The organism is Streptomyces sp. NPDC006743, from assembly GCF_040703815.1.
Lineage (GTDB): Bacteria > Actinomycetota > Actinomycetes > Streptomycetales > Streptomycetaceae > Streptomyces.
In genome coordinates, this window is record NZ_JBEYJA010000021.1 from 54,970 (window position 1) to 77,232 (window position 22,263).

The following is a 22,263-nucleotide window of genomic DNA, read 5'->3' on the forward strand; positions in this document are numbered from 1 at the left end:
GCGCGGCGCGGGCGGTCATGAGTAGGCGTACTCAGAGACCGGACGTGTGCACGGGCCCGTGCGCGGAAGCGACCTCTGGGACGGTCGCTCACCCCCGCTCTCGAGGACGCCGCCGCCGTCGCTCCAGCTCCACCTATGAGCTAGTATCCTAAAAGTATTAGGCAAATGCTTAATGGTTGATGCTCGATGGTCGGCGGCCGGGGAGCCCTGAGCCCCGGCCGTCGGCCATCGACAGCACATCGCGATCAAGAGGCTGGAACATGACCCCCACCGGACCCGACCGGATCACCACCCCGGTCACCGCGGACCTGCTGCGCGGCCACCTCGACCTGGAACGGACCGCGCACGGCCTGCTGCCGCACCGCCTGCCCGCCCGCGCGCGCCGGCAGATCCCCGACGACCAGCTCGCCGTCGCCGAGGCCCAGCCCTCCGGAGTGCGCCTGGTCTTCCGCACCCGGGCCACCGTCGTCGAACTCGACACCCTGCCCACCAAGCGGGTCTACCGGGGCTTCCCCGCCCCGCCGGACGGCGTGTACGACCTGCTGGTCGACGGTGCCCTCGCCGCCCAGGCCACGGTGGCCGGCGGCAACGTCCGCACGATCACCGACATGTTCACGCAGGCCGCCGAAGTGACCGAGGGACCGGCCGGCACCGCCCGCTTCACCGGCCTGCCCGCGCGGGACAAGGAGGTCCAGATCTGGCTTCCGCACGCGGAGATCACCGAGCTGATCGCCCTGCGCACCGACGCCCCCGTCGAGCCCGTGCCGGCCGGCGGGCGCAGGGTGTGGCTGCACCACGGCAGTTCCATCAGCCACGGCTCGAACGCCGCCCACCCGACGGCGATCTGGCCCGCCCTGGCCGCGGCCCGCGGCGGAGTGGAACTGGTCAACCTGGGCTTCAGCGGCAGCGCGCTGCTCGACCCGTTCACCGCACGGGCGATGCGGGACACGCCCGCCGACCTGATCAGCCTCAAGATCGGCATCAACGTCGTCAACGCCGACGTGATGCGCCTGCGCGCCTTCGGGCCCGCGGTCCACGGCTTCCTCGACACCATCCGCGAGGGGCACCCGGCCACGCCGCTGCTGGTGGTCTCGCCGCTGCTGTGCCCGGTGCAGGAGGACACCCCCGGCCCCCTCGCCCCCGACTTCTCCGCGGGCACCCTGCGGTTCAAGGCCACGGGCGACCCGGCCGAGCGCGCCGCCGGACGCCTCACGCTCAACGTCATCCGCGACGAACTCGCCCGGATCGTGGAAGCGCGGGCGGCCGACGACCCGCACCTTTACCACCTCGACGGCCGCGACCTCTACGGTGAGGAGGACCACGCCGAGTTCCCCCTGCCCGACGGCGTCCACCCCGACCCGGCGGGGCACCGCCGCATCGGTGAGAACTTCGCGCGGCGCGTGTTCGGCGCCGGCGGACCCTTCGCCGGCGGTCCGGGCGGTGCCGTCTGAGGGAGATCACCCGTCAAGGTGCGAAGGGACGGGTTTGAAACCCCGCGGGGTGACTGGAGTACGGTTCCGTCGGTCCCGGTTCGCGTCAGTCGTCCTGCGTGTCCCCGGGACCACGGTACGGAACGCGGATCAGTGAGAGGATCGCGAGGGTGACGGCAAGCAGCAGTGACATCGAGAAGGCGGCCGAGGTGCTGCGCGCCGGAGGCCTGGTGGCCCTCCCGACCGAGACCGTCTACGGGCTGGGCGCCAACGCCGAGGACCCCGTCGCCGTCGCACGCATCTTCCAGGCGAAGGGACGTCCGCCCTCCCACCCGCTGATCGTCCACATCGGCGGCGCGGAGCAGCTGGACGACTGGGTCGAGGACGTCCCCGCGACGGCCCGTCTGCTGGCCGCGCACTTCTGGCCCGGACCGCTCACCCTGGTCCTGCGACGCAGTCGCCGGGTGCCCCTGGAGGCGACCGGCGGCCTGGAGACGGTGGCCGTGCGCGTCCCCGACCACCCGGTCGCGGGCGCGCTGCTGGCGGCCTTCGGCGGCGGCATCACGGCCCCTTCCGCCAACCGTTTCGGTTCCGTCAGCCCGACGACGGCGGACGACGTCCGCACCGAACTCGGCGACGCCGTCGACTTCGTCCTGGACGGCGGCCCCTGCGAGGTCGGCGTCGAGTCGACCATCGTGGACGTCACGGGTGACACCCCGAGCGTTCTCCGGCCCGGCGGGGTGACCCGCGAGGACCTCGAAGCGGTGCTGGGAGGGCCGGTCGCGGTCCCCTCGACGAGCCGCGTCCGGGTGCCCGGCCAGCACCCCTCCCACTACGCGCCGCGCGCCCGGGTCGTGCTCGTCGAGCCTGGGAAGGTGCTCGACGAGGTGGAGTCGGCGCGCGAGCTGGGGCACCAGGTGGGCGTCTTCCTGCCGCCCTCCCTCGCCGGCACGCCGGTGAAGGCGCACGCCACGGTGGCGGTGCCCGCCTCGCCGGCCGCCTACGCCCGCGGGCTCTACGGTTTCCTGCGCGACTTCGACCAGCGGGGGTGCGACCTCATCGTCGCGTCCCTGCCGGCGGAGGAGGGGCTGGGCCTCGCCATCGCCAACCGGCTCCGCCGCGCCGCGGGCCCCCGCTCGGCGCAGCACGCCTGACCTGGCGCGTGAGGGGTTCCCGGCGGCGCCGGGCCGAGCGGCGGGGGCGTGCGGCGGGTGCCTCTCTCCTGGGGGGCGCCGGTTCGGGTGTTCGCTCCGCGGTGTTCGCTCCGGGCGGCTTCCTTCAGGAGTCCCGCGCGGCCCGGCGCAGGGTGAGGACGTGGGCCGCGGTGAGGGCGACGGCGCGGTCCTCGTCGTGCGACAGCTCTGCCAGGGCACGGGAGGACGTGGGCCCCGGGACCTCCGCGAGGGCGTGGACCAGGCTCAGCCGCGCGGACGGTGCGAGCGTGCCCTGGGCGAGGCGGTCGGCGAGACCCGCGGCGATCCGTTCCGCCGGCGCCGGGCCGGACGCCGCCAGCGCGCTCAGCACGTCGGCCGCGTCGGCGTCGTTCGTCTCCCGGACGACCATGTCGATGAGCACCGGGACCGCGTCGGCCACCCCACGCGTCCCGAGCGCCAGGGCCGCACACCGGCGGACCGCGCCGCCGGGGTCGGTGAGGGCGGTCCGCAGCACAGCGGTCGCCTCGCCGCCCTCCATCTCGGCGACGGCCCGGACGGCACGTTCGCGCACCTCGGCCGCCGGCGAGGCGAGGCCCTGCGCGAGCAGTGCCAGTGCCTCCCCGCTCCCGCCCGCGTGCGCCAGAGCCCACCGCAGGGCTCCGGCGACGTTCGGGTCCGTCTCGCCCAGCGCCGCCTCGACCAGCGCTTCCACCGGTACCGGACACCGCTCCACCGAGGACAGGGCGGCGCGCTGGCGCTGTGCTGCGTCCCGCGACCCGAGGGCGCGCAGCAGGGCGACGGTCCGGAGCACGTCGTCCCAGCCGGCGGGCTCGGCCGCACCGATCCGGCTCAGCCGCGTGAGCAGTTCCGTCTCCTCCGCGAGGCGCTGCCGGCTCTGGCGGATGAGGTCGTCCACGAGCGCCGACGGCTGGAAACCGGGATCGTCCAGGGCACGCCCCACGTCGCGCAGCGACAGCCCCAGCGAGCGCAGGCTCTCGATGTGGAAGATCCGCTCGATGTCCTCCCCGGAGTACTCCCGGTAGCCGCCCCCGGTGCGCACCGAGGGCCGCACCAGGCCGAGCGAGTCGTAATGCCGCAGCATGCGGGCGCTGACCCCGGAGCGCCGCGCCACTTCACCGATCAACACGTAGGTCACTCCTCCTGGCCGGTCACGTACGTCACTCCTGCGGGGCCGGTCACGTATTCCACTCCTGCGGGGCCGGTCACGCGGGTCACTCCTCCTGGCCGGCCGGACCGAGGGCGACCACGCGCCTCGCCTCCCCGATCGCGAACTCGTGTGCGGCGTCCGGGTCGCGCAGCAGCCGTTCCGTGTCCGCCGCATGCTCCCGCGCACGAGGGTCGGCGTCCCGAGCCGCCGTGCGCAGGACCGGTACGACGACCTCCTCACCGAGTGCGATCAGCGCCCGGCTGAGGCTCAGCCGCATCTCCCGTCCGCCGCGCCCCAGCTGGGTGGCCAGGACGTCCGCCAACCCCGGCGCCTCTTCGCCGGGCACGAGGACGACCGCCGCCCGCCAGGCGCACCGGGCCACCTCGTCGTCGCCGTCGGTCAGCAGCGTCCGCGTGATCGCCGGCCACGCCCGCCGGTCCCCGATCTTGGACAGGGTGTGCAGCGCCTGGCTGCGTGCCCGCGCCCGTTCCGAGCGGAGTTCGCCGATGAGCCGGGGGAGCGTCATGGCGGGCGCGTGGCGGGTCAGCGCCCACGTCAGCGTTTCCCGTACGTACGGTTCGGGCTCGACCGCGCAGCGCTCGACGAGTCCGTCGACGTAACCCGGATCCGGCGTCGTGCCGGCCGCCAGCGCCGCCCGCAGCCGTACCGACGCGGCGCCGTGCTCCAGCCCCCGCAGCACCCGCGCCACCATCGTGTCCTCTTCCGTCCCGGTCACCGCGACCACCTCCTGGGCCGCAGTCAAGACCTTGTCACTGTGTCAAGGTCAAGGCGGGGGCGGGGCCGGGGCCGGGACCGGTCCTCGCCCCCCTCGGGACGAGGGACCGGCCCTCGTCCATCGCGGGACGGGGACCGGCCGTCGTCCACCCGGCGGACAGCCGCCGCACAGACCTGGCCGGGCCGGGCTCAGTGGCCGCCCGCGCCCTCGGGACGGGCGTGACGCGGCAGCAGGAAGGCGAGCAGGAAGGTCAGGGCGAGCATGCCGTCGACGATCCACAGCACCGTCTGCATGACGGCGCCGAAACCGCTGCGGAAGGCCGACGACGCCGTGTCCCGGAGCGCCGCCGGTATCCGGGCGGCGTCCTGGGGCGACGTCACGGCCGACCGGGTGTCCTTCTCCAGGCGGGCGCAGGAGGCCAAGGTCGCCTCCGGGTCCTTGGCAACGGCCCGGTCCGAGGAGCAGGTGCGCAGGTCCGCCACGATCCGCTCCTGAGCGGCGGGCGTGACGTGCGCGGCGGTCAACTGCCCGCGCAGGCCGTCGGAGTGGTGGTCGACGGCGGTGGCCATCCCGCCGCCCAGCAGGCCGAAGAAGACGGTGCCGAGCAGCGCCACGCCGAAGGCGCCGCCGAGCTGCTGGACCGCCGTCATCGTGCCGGACGCCGAGCCCGTCTCGTGCTGGTCGACGCCGGCGAGCACGATGTCGAAGAAGGGCGCCATCAGCAGGCCCATGCCGATACCGGTGACGAGCAGCGCGGGCAGGAGCTGCCAGGGGCCGACGCCGCTGCCCGCCATGTCGAGGGTCAGCCACACGCCGAACACACCGGCCGCCATGACCAGCGTGCCCGCCTGGAGTACGGCCCGTCCGAACCGGGCGACGCCCTGGGCGACACCGAAGCCGACGATCATGCCGCCCGACCAGGGCACCATCACGAGCCCCGCCTTGAGGGGCGAGTAGCCGAGACCGATCTGGGTGTAGAGGTTGAAGACCAGCATGAAGCCCTGCATGGTCGAGAAGAAGACCAGTCCGAGGGTCATGCCGCCGCTGAACCCGCGCTTGCGGAAGAGGCTCGGTATGACCAGCGGGTCCCGGCCGGCCCTGCTGCGCCGCGACTCGTACACCCCGAAGACGACGAAGACGGCCACCGAGGCGCCCATCATCAGGAACGTCCACACGGGCCAGTCGTACTCACGGCCCTGGACCAGCGGGAAGATGACGAGCAGCGCCGCCAGGGAGACCAGCACCATGCCGGGGATGTCCAGGCGAGGCTTGTCGTCCGAGACGGTCCTCGGCAGGTAGCGCAGCGCGCCGAGGAGGGCGGCGGCCCCCAGCGGCAGGTTGATCAGGAAGATCATCCGCCAGCCGGTGCCGAAGTAGTCGGCGTCCACGAGCCAGCCCGCCAGGACCGGCCCGCAGACCGCCGAGAGCCCCATGACCGGGCCGAACATGCCGAACGCCTTCTGCGACTCCTTCGGCGGGAACATCTCCTTGATCATGCCGAGGCCCTGCGGCAGCATCACCGCGCCGAACACGCCCTGCACGACACGTGCGGCGATCAGCATCTGCGGCGACATGGAGACGGCGCACAGCAGCGATCCCGCGGTGAAGCCGGCGGCGCCCACCAGGAACATCCGCCGGCGTCCGTGGATGTCTCCGAGCCGTCCGCCGGTGACGAGCCCGACGGCCATCGCCAGGGTGTACGCGGCGGCGAGCCACTGCAGGGTGGAGGCGCCGCCGCCGACGTCGGCTCGGATGGAGGGGCCGGCGATGTTCGTGACGACGGCGTCGAGGAGATCCATCACCTCGGCCGCGAGGATCACGAAGAGCGCGGCCCAGCGCCAGCGGTAGGGCGGCGCCGGTGACTCGGTGTGCGTCTCGGGGGACGCCACGCCCGTGGTGGACATCGGTAGTACTCCTCGCGGACGGGTCGCGCCGCCGTGGGACCGGCGGGCGCGAGAGGGCGGATGCGGGTGCGGCGACCGGTGGAGAACAGCGGCAGCCGGAAAGAACAGTGTTCACCGTAACAGAACACTGCTCTCCGAGAGAACAACGTTCATTAAGATATAACGCAAGCCGCGGCTCGCGGTCAAGATATATCGCGTCCATCGCGTACGGGTGCCAGGACAGCCGGACCGAGAACGCCGCTCATCGGCGGAGAACACTGTTCTCCAGGCGCCTAGACTGGTCTCATGAACGACGAGGCCGCCGGTACCCCCGCACTTCCTCCGCCGCCCCCGTGGGAGCGCGGGCGCCCGGCGCGCGCCCGTGTCGCGCCCGCGCGCACCCCCCTGTCGCGGGAACGCATCGTGGACGCCGCCTTCACCGTGCTGGACCGCCAGGGGCTCGACGGACTGTCGATGCGCCAGGTCGCGGCCGAACTGGGCGTCACGGTCTCCGCCCTGTACGCCCACGTCAGCAACAAGGACGACCTGCTGCAGCTGATGTACAACCGGGTCTTCCAGGGCGCCGAGATGCCCGAGCCCGACCCCGAGCGGTGGCAGGAGCGACTGCGGGACTACGCCCGCGCCGGGCGGCGGCGGCTGCTGGCCCACCGGGACATGGCCCGGATCTCCATGGCCCACGTCCCCTTCACCGCCGAACTGCTGCCGCACGTCGAGGCGTTCCTCGGCCTGCTGCGGACGGCCGGGCTCCCCGACCGCATCGCGGCGGAGGCCGGTGACCTCATCTCCACCTACATCGACGGGTTCGTCCTGGGCGAGGACCTGTGGCGGGCGCGGACCGCCGCTCCCGCGGACGGCGGCCCGGACCCGGCCGGCCCCGACCTGAGCGAGCTGGCCGAGGAGATGCGCGACTACTTCGCGTCCCTGCCCGAGGGCGACTTCCCCCACCTGCGCGCCCTGGCCGGTCTGATGGTGACGGGCTCCTCCGACGAGAGGTTCGACATCGGCCTGGAGATCATCCTGCGCGGCCTGGCGAGCTACCTGCCCGGCACGTCGGCGGGCGGGCAGACGGGGGCGGGCGCGGGCGCGGGCGCGGACGGAGGCGGGCAGGAGCGTGCGGCGACCGGCGGCGGCCCGGGCACCGGCGAGGCCGCGGCCCCGGAGCAGGTTGCGGCCCCGGGCCGGGCTCCGGCCGCCGACGTGTGAGTCAGACGGTCACACTCTCCCCGTCCGGGAACGTGACCCGCACCCGCCCGTCGTCCTCGCGCGTGCACGTGACCGACTCCCGCAGGGCCCACGGGTGGACGACGTCGCGGGTGAGCACCACCAGGCCGACGTGCACGCTCTCCCCGCCGGGGTGGCGCACGGCGTTCAGGTACGGCGTCGCCGAGTGCGGACCGTACGCGTTCGCCTCGACCTCGCGCGCGACGCCCGTCTCCTCGTCCCACCCGTACAGCGCGACCACGGCGCTGCTCAGCCCCGACTCCGTGCGGGTCAGCGCCCAGCCGGGCCCCCGCTCCGTCCGCGGGCGCGTCGCGTCGGCGACGGCGTAGCCGCCCTCGCGCACCGTCACGCCCTCGGGGGCCCGCACGCGGTGCACGCGCAGCTCCCACGGCCCGTGCAGCACGCTCGTCGACTCGATGGGGAACTCCTCCTCCAGCCCCCCGAGCCGGACCGTGTGACGGGACGACGCACGGCGTCCTTCGCAGGTGAGGGGGTGGATGCGGCGGCGCCGCGACGGGGTGCCGTCGGCGGTGAGCAGGGCGATGTGGTTGTCGACGGCGCGCTGCCAGGCGTGCGGCGCGGACTCCGGGGCGGTGGCCGTGGAGTAGGCGAACTTGGCGTAGTGCGGGTCGTCGCTGCCGGGGCCGTCCGGCGGGTTGTGGTCGCTGCCGTGGTTGACCAGGCGCACGACACCGTCGTGCGGGGTGCCGTGCAGCAGCCAGCCGGGTGCGGGCAGCGCCGTGTACTGCGTGGACTGCTCGACGGGCAGCGGTAGTTCACGGTCCGTCCACACCGGGTGGTCGGCGGGCAGCAGCAGCCCGAGGAACCCCTTGCTCGCCCAGTACGGCGACGCCGGCCCCGAGTACGGCTGGGTCGTGGGCAGGAACGTGCCGTACCAGCCCAGCGGCAGCAGTCCCCGCTCGTCCGGCACCCCGCGCTCGGCGAAGTGCCGGGCGGCGCCCGAGGCGAGGCGCCGGGTCAGGCCCGGGGCGAGCGGGGTGCAGCCGGTGAGCGCGCCCAGCCACACCGGCGCCGTCGCCGCGATGCGGTACGTCAGCGACCGGCCCTGGTGGACCGGCGCGCCGTCCGCGCCGAAGAACTGCGGGTACGTGGTGAGGAACCGGGCCAGCCGCTCCCGGTAGACGGCGCCGCGCCCGCCGTCCCCGTCCGGCCCCGCCATGCGCGCCCACAGCAGCGGGTACAGGTGCATGGCCCAGCCGATGTAGTAGTCGAAGTTGCGGCCGTCCCCGTCCGTGTACCAGCCGTCGCCGACGTACCAGTCCTCGATCCGGTCGAGGCCGGCGTCGATGTCGCCCTGGCTGAACGGCGCGCCCACCGAGGCGAGGAACTGCTCCGCCACCACCTGGAACAGGCGCCAGTTGTTGTCCCAGGTCTTCGCGCCGACGAACCCGGAGAACCAGTCGACGACCCGTTCCTGCACCCGGGTGTCGAGCCGGTCCCAGATCCACGGGCGGGTCTCGTGCAGGCCGAGCGCGATCGAGGCGGCCTCCACCATCTGCTGGGAGCAGTCGGTGAGCGCGGGCCAGGCCTCACCGCTGTCACGGTCCGTGCCCGTTGTCAGACCCCGCGTGTACCTTTCGACGAGGTGGGGGACGGCTGCGGAATCCGGCCCCTGACCGCCGACGTCGTCGCCGCCCGCGCCCGCGATCCGGAAGGAGGCCAGCAGAAATGACCGAGCGAACCCTTCGAGGCCGTCCGAGACGACCCCGGACCAGCTGGCCCGCCCCGGCAGCCGGTACTGCGCCATGCCCGGGGTGGCGTAGGGCAGCAGGGCCGCCAGCTGCCGGTCGGCCAGGGCCTCCCAGTGGGCCCGGGTCCAGCCGGTCAGGGGGGAGCGGACACGGTCGGTGGGCGGCAGGGGGAAGTGCGGGGCGGCCATGGCGGTTCGCTGGCTCCTTCGTCGGGCGGCGGACGATACGGACGGCAGGGACGGTACGGGCGCGGCGGACGAGGTGAGACGGGCCCTGCGGGTGCGACGGATCCGGCGCGACGGTCCTAACGCAGCAGGGCCGTGTGCGTATGACCCCGTGAACCGCCCACGCGGACGGTGAGCACCGGGCGGCGGCCCGGTGTGACGGACACGGTGTCGTCGCCGCTGACCACCCGGCGCACCGGGAAGGGCAGCCGGACGGTCAGGGTCGTCGCCGTACGGCCCGGGTCCGCGACCGCCACCGACACGCCCTGGCCGCGACGGCACACCAGGACGGTGCCGGGGCCGTCCGATGCGAGTCCGTCCACCGAACCCGCCGCCCAGAAGTGCGCCGCGAGCAGGCCGTGACGGGGTGCGGCGACGGCCTGCACGGTGGCGTCGTTGGCCAGGACGCGCGCCGGGCGGGAGCGTGACCAGGCCAGGGTCGCGGCGGCGGTCGCGCCCGGCAGCAGGACGTAGGAGCAGGACGCGGACGTGGGGGAGGGGCCGTGGTCGAACCAGAGAGTGGCGTAACGCCGGGTGACCGGGGTGGTGCTGCCGCCGGTGTCCGCCCCGGTGTTGACGGCGCGCCACGTGCCGGTGCGCTCCTCGCGCAGTGCGCGCAGCGGACCGCCGGAGGGGAAGACGTACCCGCCGGTGCCCTCCAGGTGGGCCCAGCGCGCGTCCTCGAGCGAGGCCGACCAGCCCTGCTCCGTCGGCTGCCGGTGCCCGTCGACGACGAGCCGGGGCGCCCCGTCGGCGTGCAGGTTCCGGTTCTCCACGACGGTCTCGATCGTCCTGCCGTCGCTCGCCGTGATCGCGGCACCGAGCGCGACGACCGCGTTGTCCAGGAAGAACCAGGCCTTCTTGGCCCGCAGCGTCGACCCGTCCGCGATCAGCTCCATCGCGGCGGCGCCGAGCCGGGCGTCGAGCACCGCCCCGCCCGCCACCGTGTTCTGCGGACGGAACGTGCCGGTCCCGGAGCCGGTCGCGAGATCGGCCCGGCGGCGGGTGTCCACCGTCGTGCCCGGCAGCCGGTAGGGGTCGACGGTCGGCCAGAAGGCGTCACCGAAGACGTCGGTGTCGTCGCCGTCGTACAGGTAGGTCATGCCGTCGCCGGTGTACCAGCCGTGCAGGTTCTCGCCGTTGCCCGCCTCGTAGGCGGCGATGCGCTTCGACGACAGGGACAGCGCGCACGCCCACGACGGGCGCCGGTGCACCACGCGGTCCATGTCGGCGAGGACGAAGTGCCCGCTGAGGCGGTCGGCGGGACGCACGGAGGCATCGGCGAGCAGGGCCTTCGCGCGGGCCAGGTCCGGGATCCGGACGAGATCCTTGTACGGCGTGCGCGTGTTGCGCAGAATCCAGCCCTTGGCCGCCGCGCGCCAGCGGTCCGCGTACGCCCGCGGTGCGGCCTCGGCGAGTTGCAGGATGTGCGCGACCGCACTCGCCCCGTCGTCGTGGTCGCGGGCGGCCTCGCGGGAGACGGCGCGGCCGCGCACCGCGTCCATCATCAGCCCGTCGAACAGGAACGGGGCGAAGCTCCGCTCGACCGCCTCGTACAGCACTTCGACCGAAGGGTCGGTGAGCGCCCAGTCGGAACCGGCGAGCAGCGCCATCAGCTGCCCGGCGCCGCCCAGCAGGACACTGCCGTACGTGCCCGTGTACGCGACGTTCGAGTGCTGCACGAACGAGCCGTCCCGGTAGAAGCCGTCGCCCGAGGTGACGTACTGGAACAGACTGTTCCGTCCGTTGCCGCGGACGTCGGACAGCCCGTCGCGGGCCAGCACCAGCGCCGCGGGATCTCCCGCGAGCAGCCCGCGCAGCGCGACGATGACAGCCTTGTCGGCGCGGTTGGCACCCGTCTCGGCGAGAGCGGGGGAGTTGGTGCGGCGGTCCGGGTCGGGGACGAACGCGGCCACCGTCCGCACGTAGGCGTCGCGGTCCTCCTGGGGGAGGTCCGCGCGCAGCAGCACGCAGACGTCCATCAGGTCGCGCGGCGCGCCGATCTCCCAGAACCACCAGTTGCCGGTCTCGCGGCGGGAGGCGTTGTAGCCGGCGGTGTGCAGGAAGCGGAGCGCGTCGAGGATCCCGTCGCGCACGGCCGGCTGTCCGCTGAGCGAGGTGCCGGGGGTGGCCCAGGCGGTGGCGAGCGTGCGCAGCCGCGGGTAGCTCTGGCCGAACATGCCGGGGTCGGCGGCCGGCGACAGGTCGGCCCAGAGCGCCTGCCGCCCTGCGGAGGTGTCGATCCGCTGCCACCAGGCCGAGGCCTCGGCGTCCAGGGCGGCGAGCGCGGCGGCGAAGTCCGGGTCCCGCGGGTCGAACGCACCGCCGGTCAACTGCTGTGCGGCGCGGGCCAGCAGCGGCTCGTACGGATCGCCGCCCTCCTGCCCGGCACCGCCGCCGGCGGCGCTCGCGCCGCCCGCGCGGGCGACGAGGGAGGTGACCGCGCCCGCTCCGGCGAGCGCGAGGGTCTGGCGTCTGCTCAGGTCCATGGCGTGCTCCGTTCTCCGGGATCAGTCGCTCAGCGTGGCCGGGTCGGTAGAGGGCTTCGGCAGGTTCAGTGCGGCCAGTTCGGCCCGCCCCTCGGCGTCGACGGGGAACGCCCAGGTGGTGACGAGGAAATCGGTGAGGTCACGCCCCGCGACGCGGCTGGCGTACGTGGCGAGCGCCCGGTAGCGCTCGGCCGTCTGGGTGGAGTCCGACCGCGGGTTCTCCTCCCGCACCAGCTTGTGCAGCCGGGGCCAGAAGTCGTCCCCGAAGGCGAGTTCCAGTTGCCGCAGCGGCACCAGCTTCTCGTACGCGCCGAAGGACTTCTCGTACGCCAGCCCCGGCGTGCCGAACTTGGCCCGGGCGGACTGGAAGTAGTTCAGGCCCGTCTTCGGGTCGACGGTGAGCAGGTTGGACGCCTGGCCGAGGGCGCGCTGCACGGCCAGCGAGTAGATGTTCACCGTCACCTCGGTCAGCCCCGACGGCTTGTACGCGAACTGCTGGTGCAGGTGCCCGAGTTCGTGGTACAGCCCCCAGCCGCGGGTGCGCAGTCCCGTCACCGTGGTGGCCCGGTCGAGATAGGCGCGCGGGAAGCCGTTGTAGCCGTGGGTCGCGTACGCCCCGACGCCGGACGGCACCACCGACACCTCGGTGAAGTGGTACCCGCCGGCCTTGGGCCGGTGCACCGGCGCGGAGCTGTCCAGGCCGCTGATGGCGGACTCGGCGTCGATGATCTGCTCCAGCAGGCCGAGCAGCGCCGCGTGGTCCTCGTCCCGGTACAGCAGCGCGCCGTCCCGGGTGAGTGTCACGATGGAGCGCGGCCCGTGCAGTTCGACGACCGGGACACCGGTGCAGGTGTCCAACTGGCTCTGGTAGACGGCCTCGGTGGTGCGTCCGAGCGTGAAGACCGGCATGGGCACGGAGCCGCTCATGAACCGGACGGCGGCGCGCTGCCCGCTGCCCTCCAGGGTGAGGTAGACGGGTCCGCCGTGCGGGTCGGTCACGGTGTTCGCGCCGGGCTTCAGCGGGTAGGGGCGCGGTTCGGTGACGGTGCCGTAGTAGTCCCACTGCCCGATCCACAGTGTCGGCACCAGACCGTCGTAGGGCAGGACGGCGAGGCGGAGGGGGGTGCCCGGCGGGACGTAGCGGCCGGTCGCCTGGAACTCGCTGGCCCGCAGGGCCTGGCCGAGGCGCAGCCGCTCCGCCTCCGCGGAGGGCCGGGCGACGAGCGGCACCGTGAGGTCGGCGGCGGCGGCGGAGCGAGCGGTGCCGGGCGCGGGAGCGGAACCGGCGGCCTGGGCGGTGCCGGTGCCGAGGCCGCCGACGGCGAGCGCGGCGCCCGTGGCCGCGGCGAGGACGGAACGGCGGGACGGGGATGCGGGGGTGCGCATGAGGCGTCGTCTCCTTGGGGCGATCCGTGCGGTGCGGGGGAGTGGTGTCAGGGCGTCCTGGGCGCGCCGGCCTGCCTGTGTGCCCCGGCCTGCCTGTGCGTCCCGGCCGGCCCGTGGGGCCCGGCGGGCCCGCGTGTCCCGGTCGGCTCGCGGGGCCCGGGCGGTCCGGCCGGCCGATGCGGCGTGACGGCCGCGCTGTCAGGTGGTGAGCGGGCTCGGGCAGGTGAGCGGGCCAGGGCAGGTGAGGGTGGCAGGGCCGGTGAGCGCGGGCGGGGCGGAGTCCGGTCCGGGGAGGCGCGGGGCGGTCGTCCCGGTGCCGTCCCGCGCCTCGACAGGCGTCGCCCGCCTTCCGCCGGAGAAGTCCGTCCGCGCGCGGCCCGCCGTGTGCGACTCGCGGCCGGCGGGGACGCCGCCCCGGACGCGGGAGGACGCTTCGGCGTGCCCGGGGAGAGGGGCGGGGAGCGGCGTGTGGGCAGGGCGCATCCAGGAACTCCCATGGGACGAACGACGTCAGGGCGAGGGGCGGGACGAGCGGATGGGGCTGCGCGCCAGCATGTAAGCGGTTGCTATCCACCCGCAAGGGGGTGGGCCGAGTTTCTGTTCGTTACTATCCGAACCGGCGCCCCTGCGAGCAGAATCGAGCACGCCAGGGCTCCGTCGTCAGCTCCGGTGCCGGATCGGGCCCCGGTTCCCGTCTCAGTTCCAGCGCCGCCCGCCGCTTGCCGGGGCGCCGTTCCCGGACGTCCCGTGCCCCGAGGAGCCGTTCCCCGAGGTGCCGCCTGTCGGCGTCCCGCTCCCCGAGGCTCCGCCGCCCGGCGCCGTACGCCGCGGTGGCGCCACCGACTCCCGGACGACGATGTGCGTGCCCAGGCGCAGCGTGCCGGTGGTCGGGGCGCGCCAGTCGTCCTCGTCCCCGCCGTAGAGCGCGACGCGCACCGCCTGCCGGCCCATCTCCTCCAGCGGGATCCGGACGGTCGTCAGCCGTGGCCGCAGCTCCTGGGCCACCGGGATGTCGTCGTAGCCGACCAGCGACATGTCCTGCGGGATGCGTACGCCGGCCTCCTCCAGGGCCTGCGCCGCACCGGCCGCCACGATGTCGTTCGCGGCGAACACCGCGGTGAACTCCGGGCCCGCGCGCAGCAGTTCGGACATGCGCCGGTAGCCGAAGGCCCGGCTGAAGGCGCCGGGCTGCTCCAGCTCCGGATCCCGCGCGATGCCGCGCAGCTCGAGCGCGCGCCGGTGCCCGGCGAGCCGGTCCCGTGCCGTGGAGAGGCCGGGCGGCCCGCCCAGGTAGAGGATCCGCTCATGGCCCTGGGTGATCAGGTGGTCGGTGATCGCGAAGGCGCCGCCCTCGTTGTCGTACTCGACGCCGACCGTCGGTACGCCCTCACCGAGCGAGGGCCGTCCGCACAGCACCAGTTTCGCACCGCCCGCGTCCAGCTCCCGGGCCCGGCGCGCCAGCTCCGCCTTGTAGGCGCGGTCCTCGACGCTCCCGCCGACGAGCACCACGGCGTCCGCGCGCCGTTCGTGCATCAGCTCGATGAAGGCGAGTTCGCGCTGCGGGTCGCCCTGGGTGCAGCACACCAGGCAGAGCCGGTCGCCGTCGGTGGCCTCGCGTTCCACGCCGCGCGCGATGTACGCGTAGAACGGGTCGATCAGCTCGCCGACGATGATGCCGACGGTGCGGCCGGAGGCGCCGGCCAGCGCCCGGGCATGGGCGTTGACCACATACCCCAGCTCACGCATGGCCGCCTCGACGCGTTCGCGGGTGGCGGCGGCCACCGGATAGTTGCGGTTCAGCACGCGGGAGACGGTCGCCGTGGACACCCCGGCGCGCCGCGCGACGTCGACGACCGTGGCGCGGCGCTGCCCGCCGCGCTCGCCCTGTCCCTCGCCCGGCTGCGCGCCGTCCGGTCCGGGTGCCGTGGAACTCTGCCGGGACATCCGGCCCACCCCCTGATGGTCGTGCTGGTCTGTCTGCGGTCCGCCCGCCCCAGAGACTAGGGCCTCTCGTCCTGATGCCGCCGTGCTCGCGGGGACCGGCACCGCACCTCGCGCCGGCGCCGCCGTGGTGCGCCGTGGCTCCGCCGCGCCGCCCTCCTCCGGCCTGCGGTGTTCCTCCCCTGCCCGGACGGCGTGGGAGACGCCCCCGTCACCGGCCTCCGCTCCCTGATCCGGCCGGTCGCGGACGGAAGACGCCGGGGCGTGCGGTGCGGGCCCGCTCACGCGATCCGTTCCAGGTCCGCCAGGAGCACCGCGTGGGCCAGCGGCAGCCCGCGCGCGTACCGGGCCAGTTCGTCGACGGCGAGCGCACCGAGCCGGCCCACCTCGTTGCCCTGGGCGCCCGCCAGGTGCGGGGTGATGAAGACGTTGGGCAGGTCCCACAGGGGGTGCCCGGCGGGCAGCGGTTCCGGATCGGTGACATCGAGCACGGCGTCGATCCGCCCGCTGACCAGGTGTTCGGTCAGGGCCTGCGTGTCCACGAGCGGGCCGCGCGCGGTGTTCACGAGGAGGGTGCCCGGACGCATCAGACCGAGCCGGCGGGCGTCGAGCAGATGCCGGGTCTGCGGGGTGTCCGGCGCGTGCAGGGTCACCACGTCGCTGGTCGCCACCAGCGTGTCCAGGTCGGTGCGGGTGGCACCGAGCGACCGGGCCTCGGTGTCGCCGGCGTACGGGTCGTACAGGAGGACCTCGGCGTCCAGGGTGCGCAGCAGTTGCGCGACACGGCGGCCGATGCGCGAGGCGCCGACCACGCCGACGGTGATGCCACGGGTGCCGAGCCAGTGCTGGCGGTCCAGGTCGGCGTCGGTGCGGTGGGTGCGCCGGTCCCGGAAGAGATGGGCGAGCGGGAAGGCCCGCTTGGCCCCCAGGATGATCGCGGCGAGCGTGAACTCGGCGACCGGCACGGCGTTGGCCGCGGCCGCCGAGGAGACCACGATCCCGCGCTCGTAGGTCTCCCGGCTCAGGAACGTCTTCACGGTGCCGGCCGCGTGGATCACCGCGCGCAGCCGGGGCGCCCGGTCGAGCGCGGCCCGGTCGACCGCCGGGCAGCCCCAGCCGGTGAGCAGCACCTCGCACTCGGCGAGGGCCGCCCGCGCCTCCGGGCCGGTGAACTCCCCGACGACACGCGGGGGCCGGATGTCCGCGGTCTCCTCCAGCCGCGCCCGTACGGACGGCGGGAAGACGTCGTCCACGACCGCGGAGTCCATCGCGAGAACCGTGCGGGGCCGCCGCGGGGGCGGTGTGGCGTCGGCGGCCGCGGCCTCGACCGGCGCCTCGTCAGTGGTACGCACCCTGCCTCCGGACAGTAAACGTGTTCTATGGCGGTACCGCACGCTAGGGAGCCCGTCGCTCGACCGTCAAGGTCGGGAGGCAGGCACGGCCGATGAGTTGCCCTGGTTAGTCTGAAATGCCGTACAGAAGTGGCCTGTTCGCAGTGCCAGAGGCGACGCGTTCGCCGCCGTTTCACGGACCGTCAGGTCGGCGGACCTATTGACGATGAGGTTAACCGCTTACTAACTTGCCGCCGCAGAAACCAGTTCCTGCGCCAACCGGCCGAACAGGACCGCGCCATGACTGTCTCCGTCCCACCGACCGCCGTCGACCGCGTTCCCCGCAAGACCCTCTGGCAGCGCCTCAAGCGTGACAAGGTGATGCTGCTGCTGTGCCTGCCCGGCTTCCTGTACTTCGTGGTCTTCCACTACGTACCGCTGCTCGGCTACCTGGTGGCCTTCCAGGACTACCAGCCCTACCTGGGCTACCTGCACAGCGCCTGGAACGGCTTCACCAACTTCACGACGGCCTTCGCCGACCCCGACTTCTGGTCGGCGACCGGCAACACGCTGGAGATCGCGCTGGTCCAGCTCGTCCTGTTCTTCCCCGTGCCCATCGCGCTCGCCCTGCTGCTCAACAGCATCGCCAGCGACAGACTGCGCCGCTTCGTGCAGAGCGTCGTCTACCTGCCGCACTTCATCGGCTGGGTCATCATCGTCTCGATCTTCCAGCAGATCCTGGGCGGCGCGGGCGTCGTGCCCGACCTGCTCGGCTCCCTCGGACTGCCGCGCTACGACATGACGACCGACCCGCACGCCTTCCCCTGGCTGCTCGCGCTCCAGGTCATGTGGAAGGACGCCGGCTGGGGCACCATCATCATCCTCGCCGCGCTGCTCTCCATCGACCGCGGCCTGTACGAGGCCGCGGCCATGGACGGCGCGGCCCGGTGGCGCCGGTTCTGGCACGTCACCCTGCCCGGCCTGTCCCCGGTGCTGGTCCTGCTGCTCATCCTGAACCTCGGCAACATCCTCACCGTCGGCTTCGAGCAGATCCTCCTCCAGCGCGACGCCGTCGGCCCCGACGCCGGCGAGGTCCTCGACACCTACGTCTACTTCCACGGCATCCGGGACAACCAGTGGGGCACGGCCGCCGCCGTCGGTCTGGTGAAGGCCGCGATCGGCACGGTCCTCGTCGTCGGCGCCAACAAGTTCGCCCACCGGCTCGGTCATGAAGGGGTGTACCGCGGTGCTGACCGTTGAGACGACCACGGTGAGGACGCGCCGCGTGCGCGCCGGCCGGCCCGCCCCCGCGGCGGGCGAACCGCGCCCCTGCGGCGCCCGGCCCCCGTGGATGGAGAAACCCACCAGGCTCGGTCTCGTCCTCAAGGGCCTCGCCCTGGTGATCGTCGTGGGCCTGGTGGCCTACCCGCTGCTCGGTGTGATCGGCACGAGTCTCGCCTCGCAGAGCGACATCATCAAGTCCGGCGGGCTCGTCCTGTGGCCCGGCCACCCCAGCCTCGACGCCTACCGCACCGCGTTCACCGGCGGGCGGGTGACCCGTGCCCTGCTCGTGAGCACCGGTGTCACCGTGACCGGCACCGCGTGCAGCCTGCTCGCCACCATCGGCATGGCCTACGGGCTGTCGCGGCGCGGCATCGTCGGCGGCCGGTTCATCCTCATGACCGCCCTGTTCACGATGCTCTTCAACGCGGGCGTCATCCCCAACTTCCTGCTCGTGAAGGAGCTGGGCCTCTACAACACCTTCGCCGCGCTGGTCCTGCCCACCATGGTCAGCGCCTTCAACCTCGTCGTGATGCGGGCCTTCTTCATGAACCTGCCCGAGGAACTGTACGACGCGGCGAAGGTGGACGGCGCGGGCGACTTCCGGACCCTGATCCGGGTCGTCCTGCCGCTGTCCAAGGCGGTCATCGCCGTCGTCGGACTGTTCTACGCCGTCGCGTACTGGAACGCGTACTTCAACGCCCTGCTCTACCTCGGTGACAACGACAAGTGGCCGCTGCCCATGGTGCTGCGCACCTTCGTCCTCCAGGGGCAGAGCCTCGACACCGCGGCGGCCGGCGAGGTGGTCGCCCCGCAGCAGGCCGTCCAGATGGCCGTGCTGGTCATCGCCGTCGTGCCGATCCTGCTCGTCTACCCCTTCCTCCAGCGGTTCTTCACCAAGGGCGTCCTCACCGGCGCCGTCAAGGGCTGACCGCGCGCCGGGCCCGCGCGCCCGGACCACCGCCTGCGGACCGCCGCCCCGAACCCCCGCGCCCCGCGTCACCCGCCCCCGCGCCTGTCCGCGGCCGTCCCGCTCAATCCCCCCGTGCCCCCCTCGTGTTGAGGAGTCCCGCCATGTCCGGCACCACATCCGTCGACCGCCGCACCCTGTTCCGCTGGGGTGCGGGCGCCGGTCTCGCCGTCGCCGCGGCGCCGCTGCTCGCCGCGTGCGGCGACGGCGGCAGCGCCGCCAAGGCCGAGGCCAAGAGCACCAAGCTGCTGCCGGCCACCACCGTGCGCAACATCGGCATCAGGGCCGACCTGCCCGGCACCGCGGCGGGCGTGCCCGACGCCTTCCTCACGTACCCCGCCCGGTTGGTCCGCGCGACCTCGGGGACCCCGCTCGAGGGCGCCGAGAAGATCACCGCCGTCACCGAGACGTTCGCGCCGCTGCCGCCCGGGCGCGGCAGGAACGCGGCCTGGCGGGAGATCGAGAAGCTGCTCGGCACCCAGGTCGACTTCACCGCCGTGCCCGCGGACGACTACCCCGCGAAGTTCTCCACGATGGTCGCCGGTGACCAGCTGCCCGACATCTTCATGTACCCGGAGACCGGCGGCGTCGACAACGTGGGCGCCTTCCTCGCCGCCAAGTGCGCCGACCTGGGCCCCCACCTGTCCGGGGACAAGGTCAAGGCCTACCCGAACCTGGCCGCCATCCCCCAGTACGCCTGGCGCGACGCCATCAAGGGCGGCAAGCTCTACGGCATCCCGATCGCCCGCTCGGGCAGCGGCGGCACCGGCTTCTACCGGGCCGACCTGTTCCGGCGGGCCGGCGTCACCGGACTCGACCAGATCGACAGCATCGAACGGCTCGTCGAGCTGGCCAAGGACCTCACCGACGCCAGGAAGAAGCAGTACTTCTTCACCGGCGGCAGCACCAACCTGCTCGCCATGTCCGCCGGCGCCCAGCACTTCTGGCGCTTCGACCGCACCACCGGCAAGTGGACCTACCAGCTGGAGGACGACAAGTACCGGTACGCGGTCGAGACCGCCGCCGGGCTCTACCGCGCGGGCTGCTACTACCCGGGCACCGTGCAGATGTCCGGGGCCCAGAAGGCCCAGTACACGGACCTGTTCAAGAACGGCAGGGCCGCCTACGTCTACGACGGCATGCCGGCGTACCTGACCACGGCCACCGGATACGTCGACGCCATGGCGGCCATCGACCGGTCCTTCGACGTACGGCCCATGGTCCCGGTCGGCAAGGACGCGGTGACCTGGACCGACAACGTCTCCCTGCAGAACTGCTACATCAGCAGGGCGAGCGAGAAGCGGGTCGGGGAACTGCTGCGGCTCGCCGACTTCGCCGCCTCGCCCTTCGGGTCGCTCGAATACACCCTCATCAACTACGGCGTCGAGCACGTCGACCACGAGCGGGACGCGCACGGCACCCCCGTCCTCACCAAGCAGGGCACCCAGGACGTGACCGTGCCGTGGGGCAAACTCGCCTCCGCGACACCCTCGTTCTTCAGCGCCACCCACCCGCAGGCCGCGCGGTACGTGCACGAGGCGTACGCGGTGCTCATCCCGAAGCTCGTCGAGGACCCGACCCTCAGCTACTCCTCGCCGACCTGGGACTCCAAGGGGCTGGGCAGCCTGTACACCATCCACCTCGACGGCATCAAGGACCTGATCACCGGACGCAAACCGCTGTCGGCGTACGACGCGCTGGTCAAGAAGTGGCGCCGCGCCGGCGGCGACACGTGCCGCGCCGAGTTCGAGCAGGCCGCGCAGCAGGAGCGGAAGGAGAAGAAGTGACCACCAGCAGACGCGCGTTCCTCACCGGGGCGGCGGCCGCCGCGGCGCTCACCGTACCGGTGCTGGGCTCGCCCGCCGACGCCGCAGGCATCGACCCGCGCCCCGGCTCCGACGGGGTCGGCGACCCGCTGTTCCCGACCCTCGGCAACGGCGGCTACCAGGTCCTCCACTACGACCTGACCTTCGACTTCACCCCCGTGACCTACGACTTCACGGCGGTGGTGACACTGAGCGCGCGGGCCACGCAGGACCTGTCGTCGTTCAACCTGGACACCGACGGCCACACCGTCGAATCGGTCACGGTGAACGGCCGCCCCGCCTCCCACGCCCTGTCCGCCGGCCGGTCGGGCCAGGAGCTGACCGTCACCCCGGCCGCGCCGCTGCGCGAGGACGCGCCCTTCGAGGCCACCGTCGCCTACCGCGGCAACGGCAAGGCGCCGCGCGCCGGACTGACCGGCTGGCGGTTCGGCTCCGACGGCGGCTTCGCCTGCGCCGCCCAGTCGTCGCGGGCCGACACGTTCCTGCCGTGCAACGACACACCCTCCGACAAGGCCACCTGGACCTTCCACATCCACGCGCCGCAGGGGTACGTCGCCGCCGCCAACGGAGTGCTGACCGGCAAGGACGAGCGCGCCGACGGATCGGCCGTGTGGCACTTCGCGCTGCGCGAGCGCATGCCGACGGAACTGCTCGGCATCGCCGTCGTCAAGGGCACCTACCTGTACGGCACCTCGCACACCGGGCTGCCGCTGCGGCACGTCGTCCCGCGGGGCCAGGAGGACGTCTACGCCCCGGTCGTGGCCCGCACGGCCGACCATCTCGCCTGGCTGGAGGCGAAGTTCGGCCGCTACCCGTTCTCCGTGTACGGCCTCCACATCTACGACGGGTACACCGACGCCCTGGAGAACACGACCCTCACCCTGATGGGCACCAACTGGTTCAGGACCGCCGGCGGCGACCCGACGTACGAGAACACCATGGTGCACGAGCTGACCCACCAGTGGTTCGGCGACAGCGTCACCCCGCACGACTGGCAGCAGGCCTGGCTCAACGAGGGGCCGGCCGTCTACTACGCCGCCCTCTACAGCGAGGAGCGCGGCTGGTCCGTCATGGCCGACAGGATGAAGGCGACGTACGCCAAGCTCGACGCGGTCCGCGCCAGTGACGGGCCGCCCGGACTGCCCAAGGCCCTCGGCGGCACCAACATCTACGACGGGGGCGCGCTGGTGCTCTACGCACTGCGGCGCGAGGTGGGCGTGCGGCGGTTCGACCGGATCATGGGCCTGTGGCCGCGCCGCTTCAAGGACCGCACGGTCACCAGCGAGGACTTCATCGCCCACGCCGTCACCGTGACGGGCGACCGCTCGCTGGACCGGTTCCTGCGGGACTGGCTGTTCGGCGCGGAGAACCCCCCGATGCCGGGGCACCCGGACTGGACGGCCGCGGCGTGAGCGCCGGGCGGCCCCGCCCGTAGAGCCCCCACCGGCCCCGCACCACACTCCCCGAGCGGAAGGTCATCGCATGAGGCA

At 73.4% G+C, this 22,263-nt stretch carries 15 protein-coding genes; 7 read left to right on the forward strand and 8 right to left on the reverse strand.

The window, feature by feature from the left end; genetic code table 11:
* The first annotated feature begins 260 nt into the window (after positions 1-260).
* Both ABZ719_RS19140 and ABZ719_RS19145 read left to right on the forward strand, forming a co-directional pair.
* Positions 261-1,451, forward strand: coding sequence for a GDSL-type esterase/lipase family protein (locus ABZ719_RS19140; protein ID WP_366726359.1), 1,191 nt, complete (start codon positions 261-263; stop codon positions 1,449-1,451).
* Between the two features lie 149 nt (positions 1,452-1,600).
* The gene (locus ABZ719_RS19145) at positions 1,601-2,584 is read left to right on the forward strand and encodes an L-threonylcarbamoyladenylate synthase (RefSeq protein ID WP_366726360.1); all 984 of its coding nucleotides are present in this window, start codon (positions 1,601-1,603) and stop codon (positions 2,582-2,584) included.
* Between the two features lie 124 nt (positions 2,585-2,708).
* On the opposite strand, the gene ABZ719_RS19150 is transcribed toward ABZ719_RS19145, so the two are convergent.
* The 3 genes from ABZ719_RS19150 to ABZ719_RS19160 all read right to left on the reverse strand — a co-directional run bounded on the left by ABZ719_RS19150 (position 2,709) and on the right by ABZ719_RS19160 (position 6,392).
* Positions 2,709-3,731: a MerR family transcriptional regulator gene (locus ABZ719_RS19150; RefSeq protein ID WP_366726361.1), complete on the reverse strand. Its 1,023-nt coding sequence runs from the start codon at positions 3,729-3,731 to the stop codon at positions 2,709-2,711.
* An 85-nt stretch (positions 3,732-3,816) separates the two neighbouring features.
* Complete coding sequence (locus ABZ719_RS19155; RefSeq protein WP_366726405.1) at positions 3,817-4,464, reverse strand: HEAT repeat domain-containing protein; 648 nt, start codon at positions 4,462-4,464, stop codon at positions 3,817-3,819.
* 212 nt (positions 4,465-4,676) lie between these two features.
* Complete coding sequence (locus ABZ719_RS19160) at positions 4,677-6,392, reverse strand: MFS transporter (RefSeq protein ID WP_366726362.1); 1,716 nt, start codon at positions 6,390-6,392, stop codon at positions 4,677-4,679.
* A gap of 285 nt (positions 6,393-6,677) precedes the next feature.
* Between ABZ719_RS19160 and ABZ719_RS19165 the strand changes: the two genes are divergently transcribed.
* Positions 6,678-7,595, forward strand: a complete 918-nt coding sequence (locus tag ABZ719_RS19165; RefSeq protein WP_366726363.1) for a TetR/AcrR family transcriptional regulator — start codon at positions 6,678-6,680, stop codon at positions 7,593-7,595.
* Between the two features lies 1 nt (position 7,596).
* Here ABZ719_RS19165 and ABZ719_RS19170 read toward each other — a convergent pair whose 3' ends face one another.
* From ABZ719_RS19170 to ABZ719_RS19190, 5 genes are all read right to left on the reverse strand, one after another.
* Complete coding sequence (locus ABZ719_RS19170; RefSeq protein WP_366726364.1) at positions 7,597-9,513, reverse strand: DUF2264 domain-containing protein; 1,917 nt, start codon at positions 9,511-9,513, stop codon at positions 7,597-7,599.
* 116 nt (positions 9,514-9,629) lie between these two features.
* Positions 9,630-12,038, reverse strand: a complete 2,409-nt coding sequence (locus ABZ719_RS19175; protein ID WP_366726365.1) for a polysaccharide lyase 8 family protein — start codon at positions 12,036-12,038, stop codon at positions 9,630-9,632.
* A gap of 21 nt (positions 12,039-12,059) precedes the next feature.
* Positions 12,060-13,424, reverse strand: a complete 1,365-nt coding sequence (locus ABZ719_RS19180; RefSeq protein WP_366726366.1) for a M60 family metallopeptidase — start codon at positions 13,422-13,424, stop codon at positions 12,060-12,062.
* A gap of 696 nt (positions 13,425-14,120) precedes the next feature.
* Entirely contained in the window at positions 14,121-15,377 is a 1,257-nt protein-coding gene (locus tag ABZ719_RS19185; RefSeq protein WP_366726367.1) for a LacI family DNA-binding transcriptional regulator, read from the reverse strand.
* Positions 15,378-15,646: 269 nt separating this feature from the next.
* A complete protein-coding gene (locus ABZ719_RS19190) occupies positions 15,647-16,633 on the reverse strand; it encodes a hydroxyacid dehydrogenase (RefSeq protein WP_366726406.1) in 987 nt (328 codons plus the stop codon).
* 363 nt (positions 16,634-16,996) lie between these two features.
* Between ABZ719_RS19190 and ABZ719_RS19195 the strand changes: the two genes are divergently transcribed.
* The 4 genes from ABZ719_RS19195 to ABZ719_RS19210 all read left to right on the forward strand — a co-directional run bounded on the left by ABZ719_RS19195 (position 16,997) and on the right by ABZ719_RS19210 (position 22,185).
* A complete protein-coding gene (locus ABZ719_RS19195) occupies positions 16,997-17,956 on the forward strand; it encodes an ABC transporter permease subunit (RefSeq protein WP_366726368.1) in 960 nt (319 codons plus the stop codon).
* Positions 17,957-18,047: 91 nt separating this feature from the next.
* A complete protein-coding gene (locus ABZ719_RS19200; protein ID WP_366726407.1) occupies positions 18,048-18,908 on the forward strand; it encodes a carbohydrate ABC transporter permease in 861 nt (286 codons plus the stop codon).
* A gap of 143 nt (positions 18,909-19,051) precedes the next feature.
* Positions 19,052-20,734 carry an extracellular solute-binding protein gene (locus ABZ719_RS19205; RefSeq protein ID WP_366726369.1) on the forward strand — a complete coding sequence of 561 codons (1,683 nt, stop codon included), beginning with the start codon at positions 19,052-19,054 and terminating at the stop codon, positions 20,732-20,734.
* Positions 20,731-22,185 carry a M1 family metallopeptidase gene (locus ABZ719_RS19210; RefSeq protein WP_366726370.1) on the forward strand — a complete coding sequence of 485 codons (1,455 nt, stop codon included), beginning with the start codon at positions 20,731-20,733 and terminating at the stop codon, positions 22,183-22,185. The genes ABZ719_RS19205 and ABZ719_RS19210 overlap by 4 nt, the downstream gene beginning before the upstream one ends.
* Positions 22,186-22,263: the final 78 nt, after the last annotated feature.

What these genes read in the sequence shown, in the direction of transcription:
- ABZ719_RS19140 (WP_366726359.1), top strand. Translation starts at nt 261, where the DNA reads ATGACCCCCACCGGACCCGACCGGATCACCACCCCGGTCACCGCGGAC.
- ABZ719_RS19155 (WP_366726405.1), bottom strand. Translation starts at nt 4,464, where the DNA reads ATGGTGGCGCGGGTGCTGCGGGGGCTGGAGCACGGCGCCGCGTCGGTA.
- ABZ719_RS19160 (WP_366726362.1), bottom strand. Translation starts at nt 6,392, where the DNA reads ATGTCCACCACGGGCGTGGCGTCCCCCGAGACGCACACCGAGTCACCG.
- ABZ719_RS19165 (WP_366726363.1), top strand. Translation starts at nt 6,678, where the DNA reads ATGAACGACGAGGCCGCCGGTACCCCCGCACTTCCTCCGCCGCCCCCG.
- ABZ719_RS19170 (WP_366726364.1), bottom strand. Translation starts at nt 9,513, where the DNA reads ATGGCCGCCCCGCACTTCCCCCTGCCGCCCACCGACCGTGTCCGCTCC.
- ABZ719_RS19175 (WP_366726365.1), bottom strand. Translation starts at nt 12,038, where the DNA reads ATGGACCTGAGCAGACGCCAGACCCTCGCGCTCGCCGGAGCGGGCGCG.
- ABZ719_RS19180 (WP_366726366.1), bottom strand. Translation starts at nt 13,424, where the DNA reads ATGCGCACCCCCGCATCCCCGTCCCGCCGTTCCGTCCTCGCCGCGGCC.
- ABZ719_RS19190 (WP_366726406.1), bottom strand. Translation starts at nt 16,633, where the DNA reads ATGGACTCCGCGGTCGTGGACGACGTCTTCCCGCCGTCCGTACGGGCG.
- ABZ719_RS19195 (WP_366726368.1), top strand. Translation starts at nt 16,997, where the DNA reads ATGACTGTCTCCGTCCCACCGACCGCCGTCGACCGCGTTCCCCGCAAG.
- ABZ719_RS19200 (WP_366726407.1), top strand. Translation starts at nt 18,048, where the DNA reads ATGGAGAAACCCACCAGGCTCGGTCTCGTCCTCAAGGGCCTCGCCCTG.
- ABZ719_RS19205 (WP_366726369.1), top strand. Translation starts at nt 19,052, where the DNA reads ATGTCCGGCACCACATCCGTCGACCGCCGCACCCTGTTCCGCTGGGGT.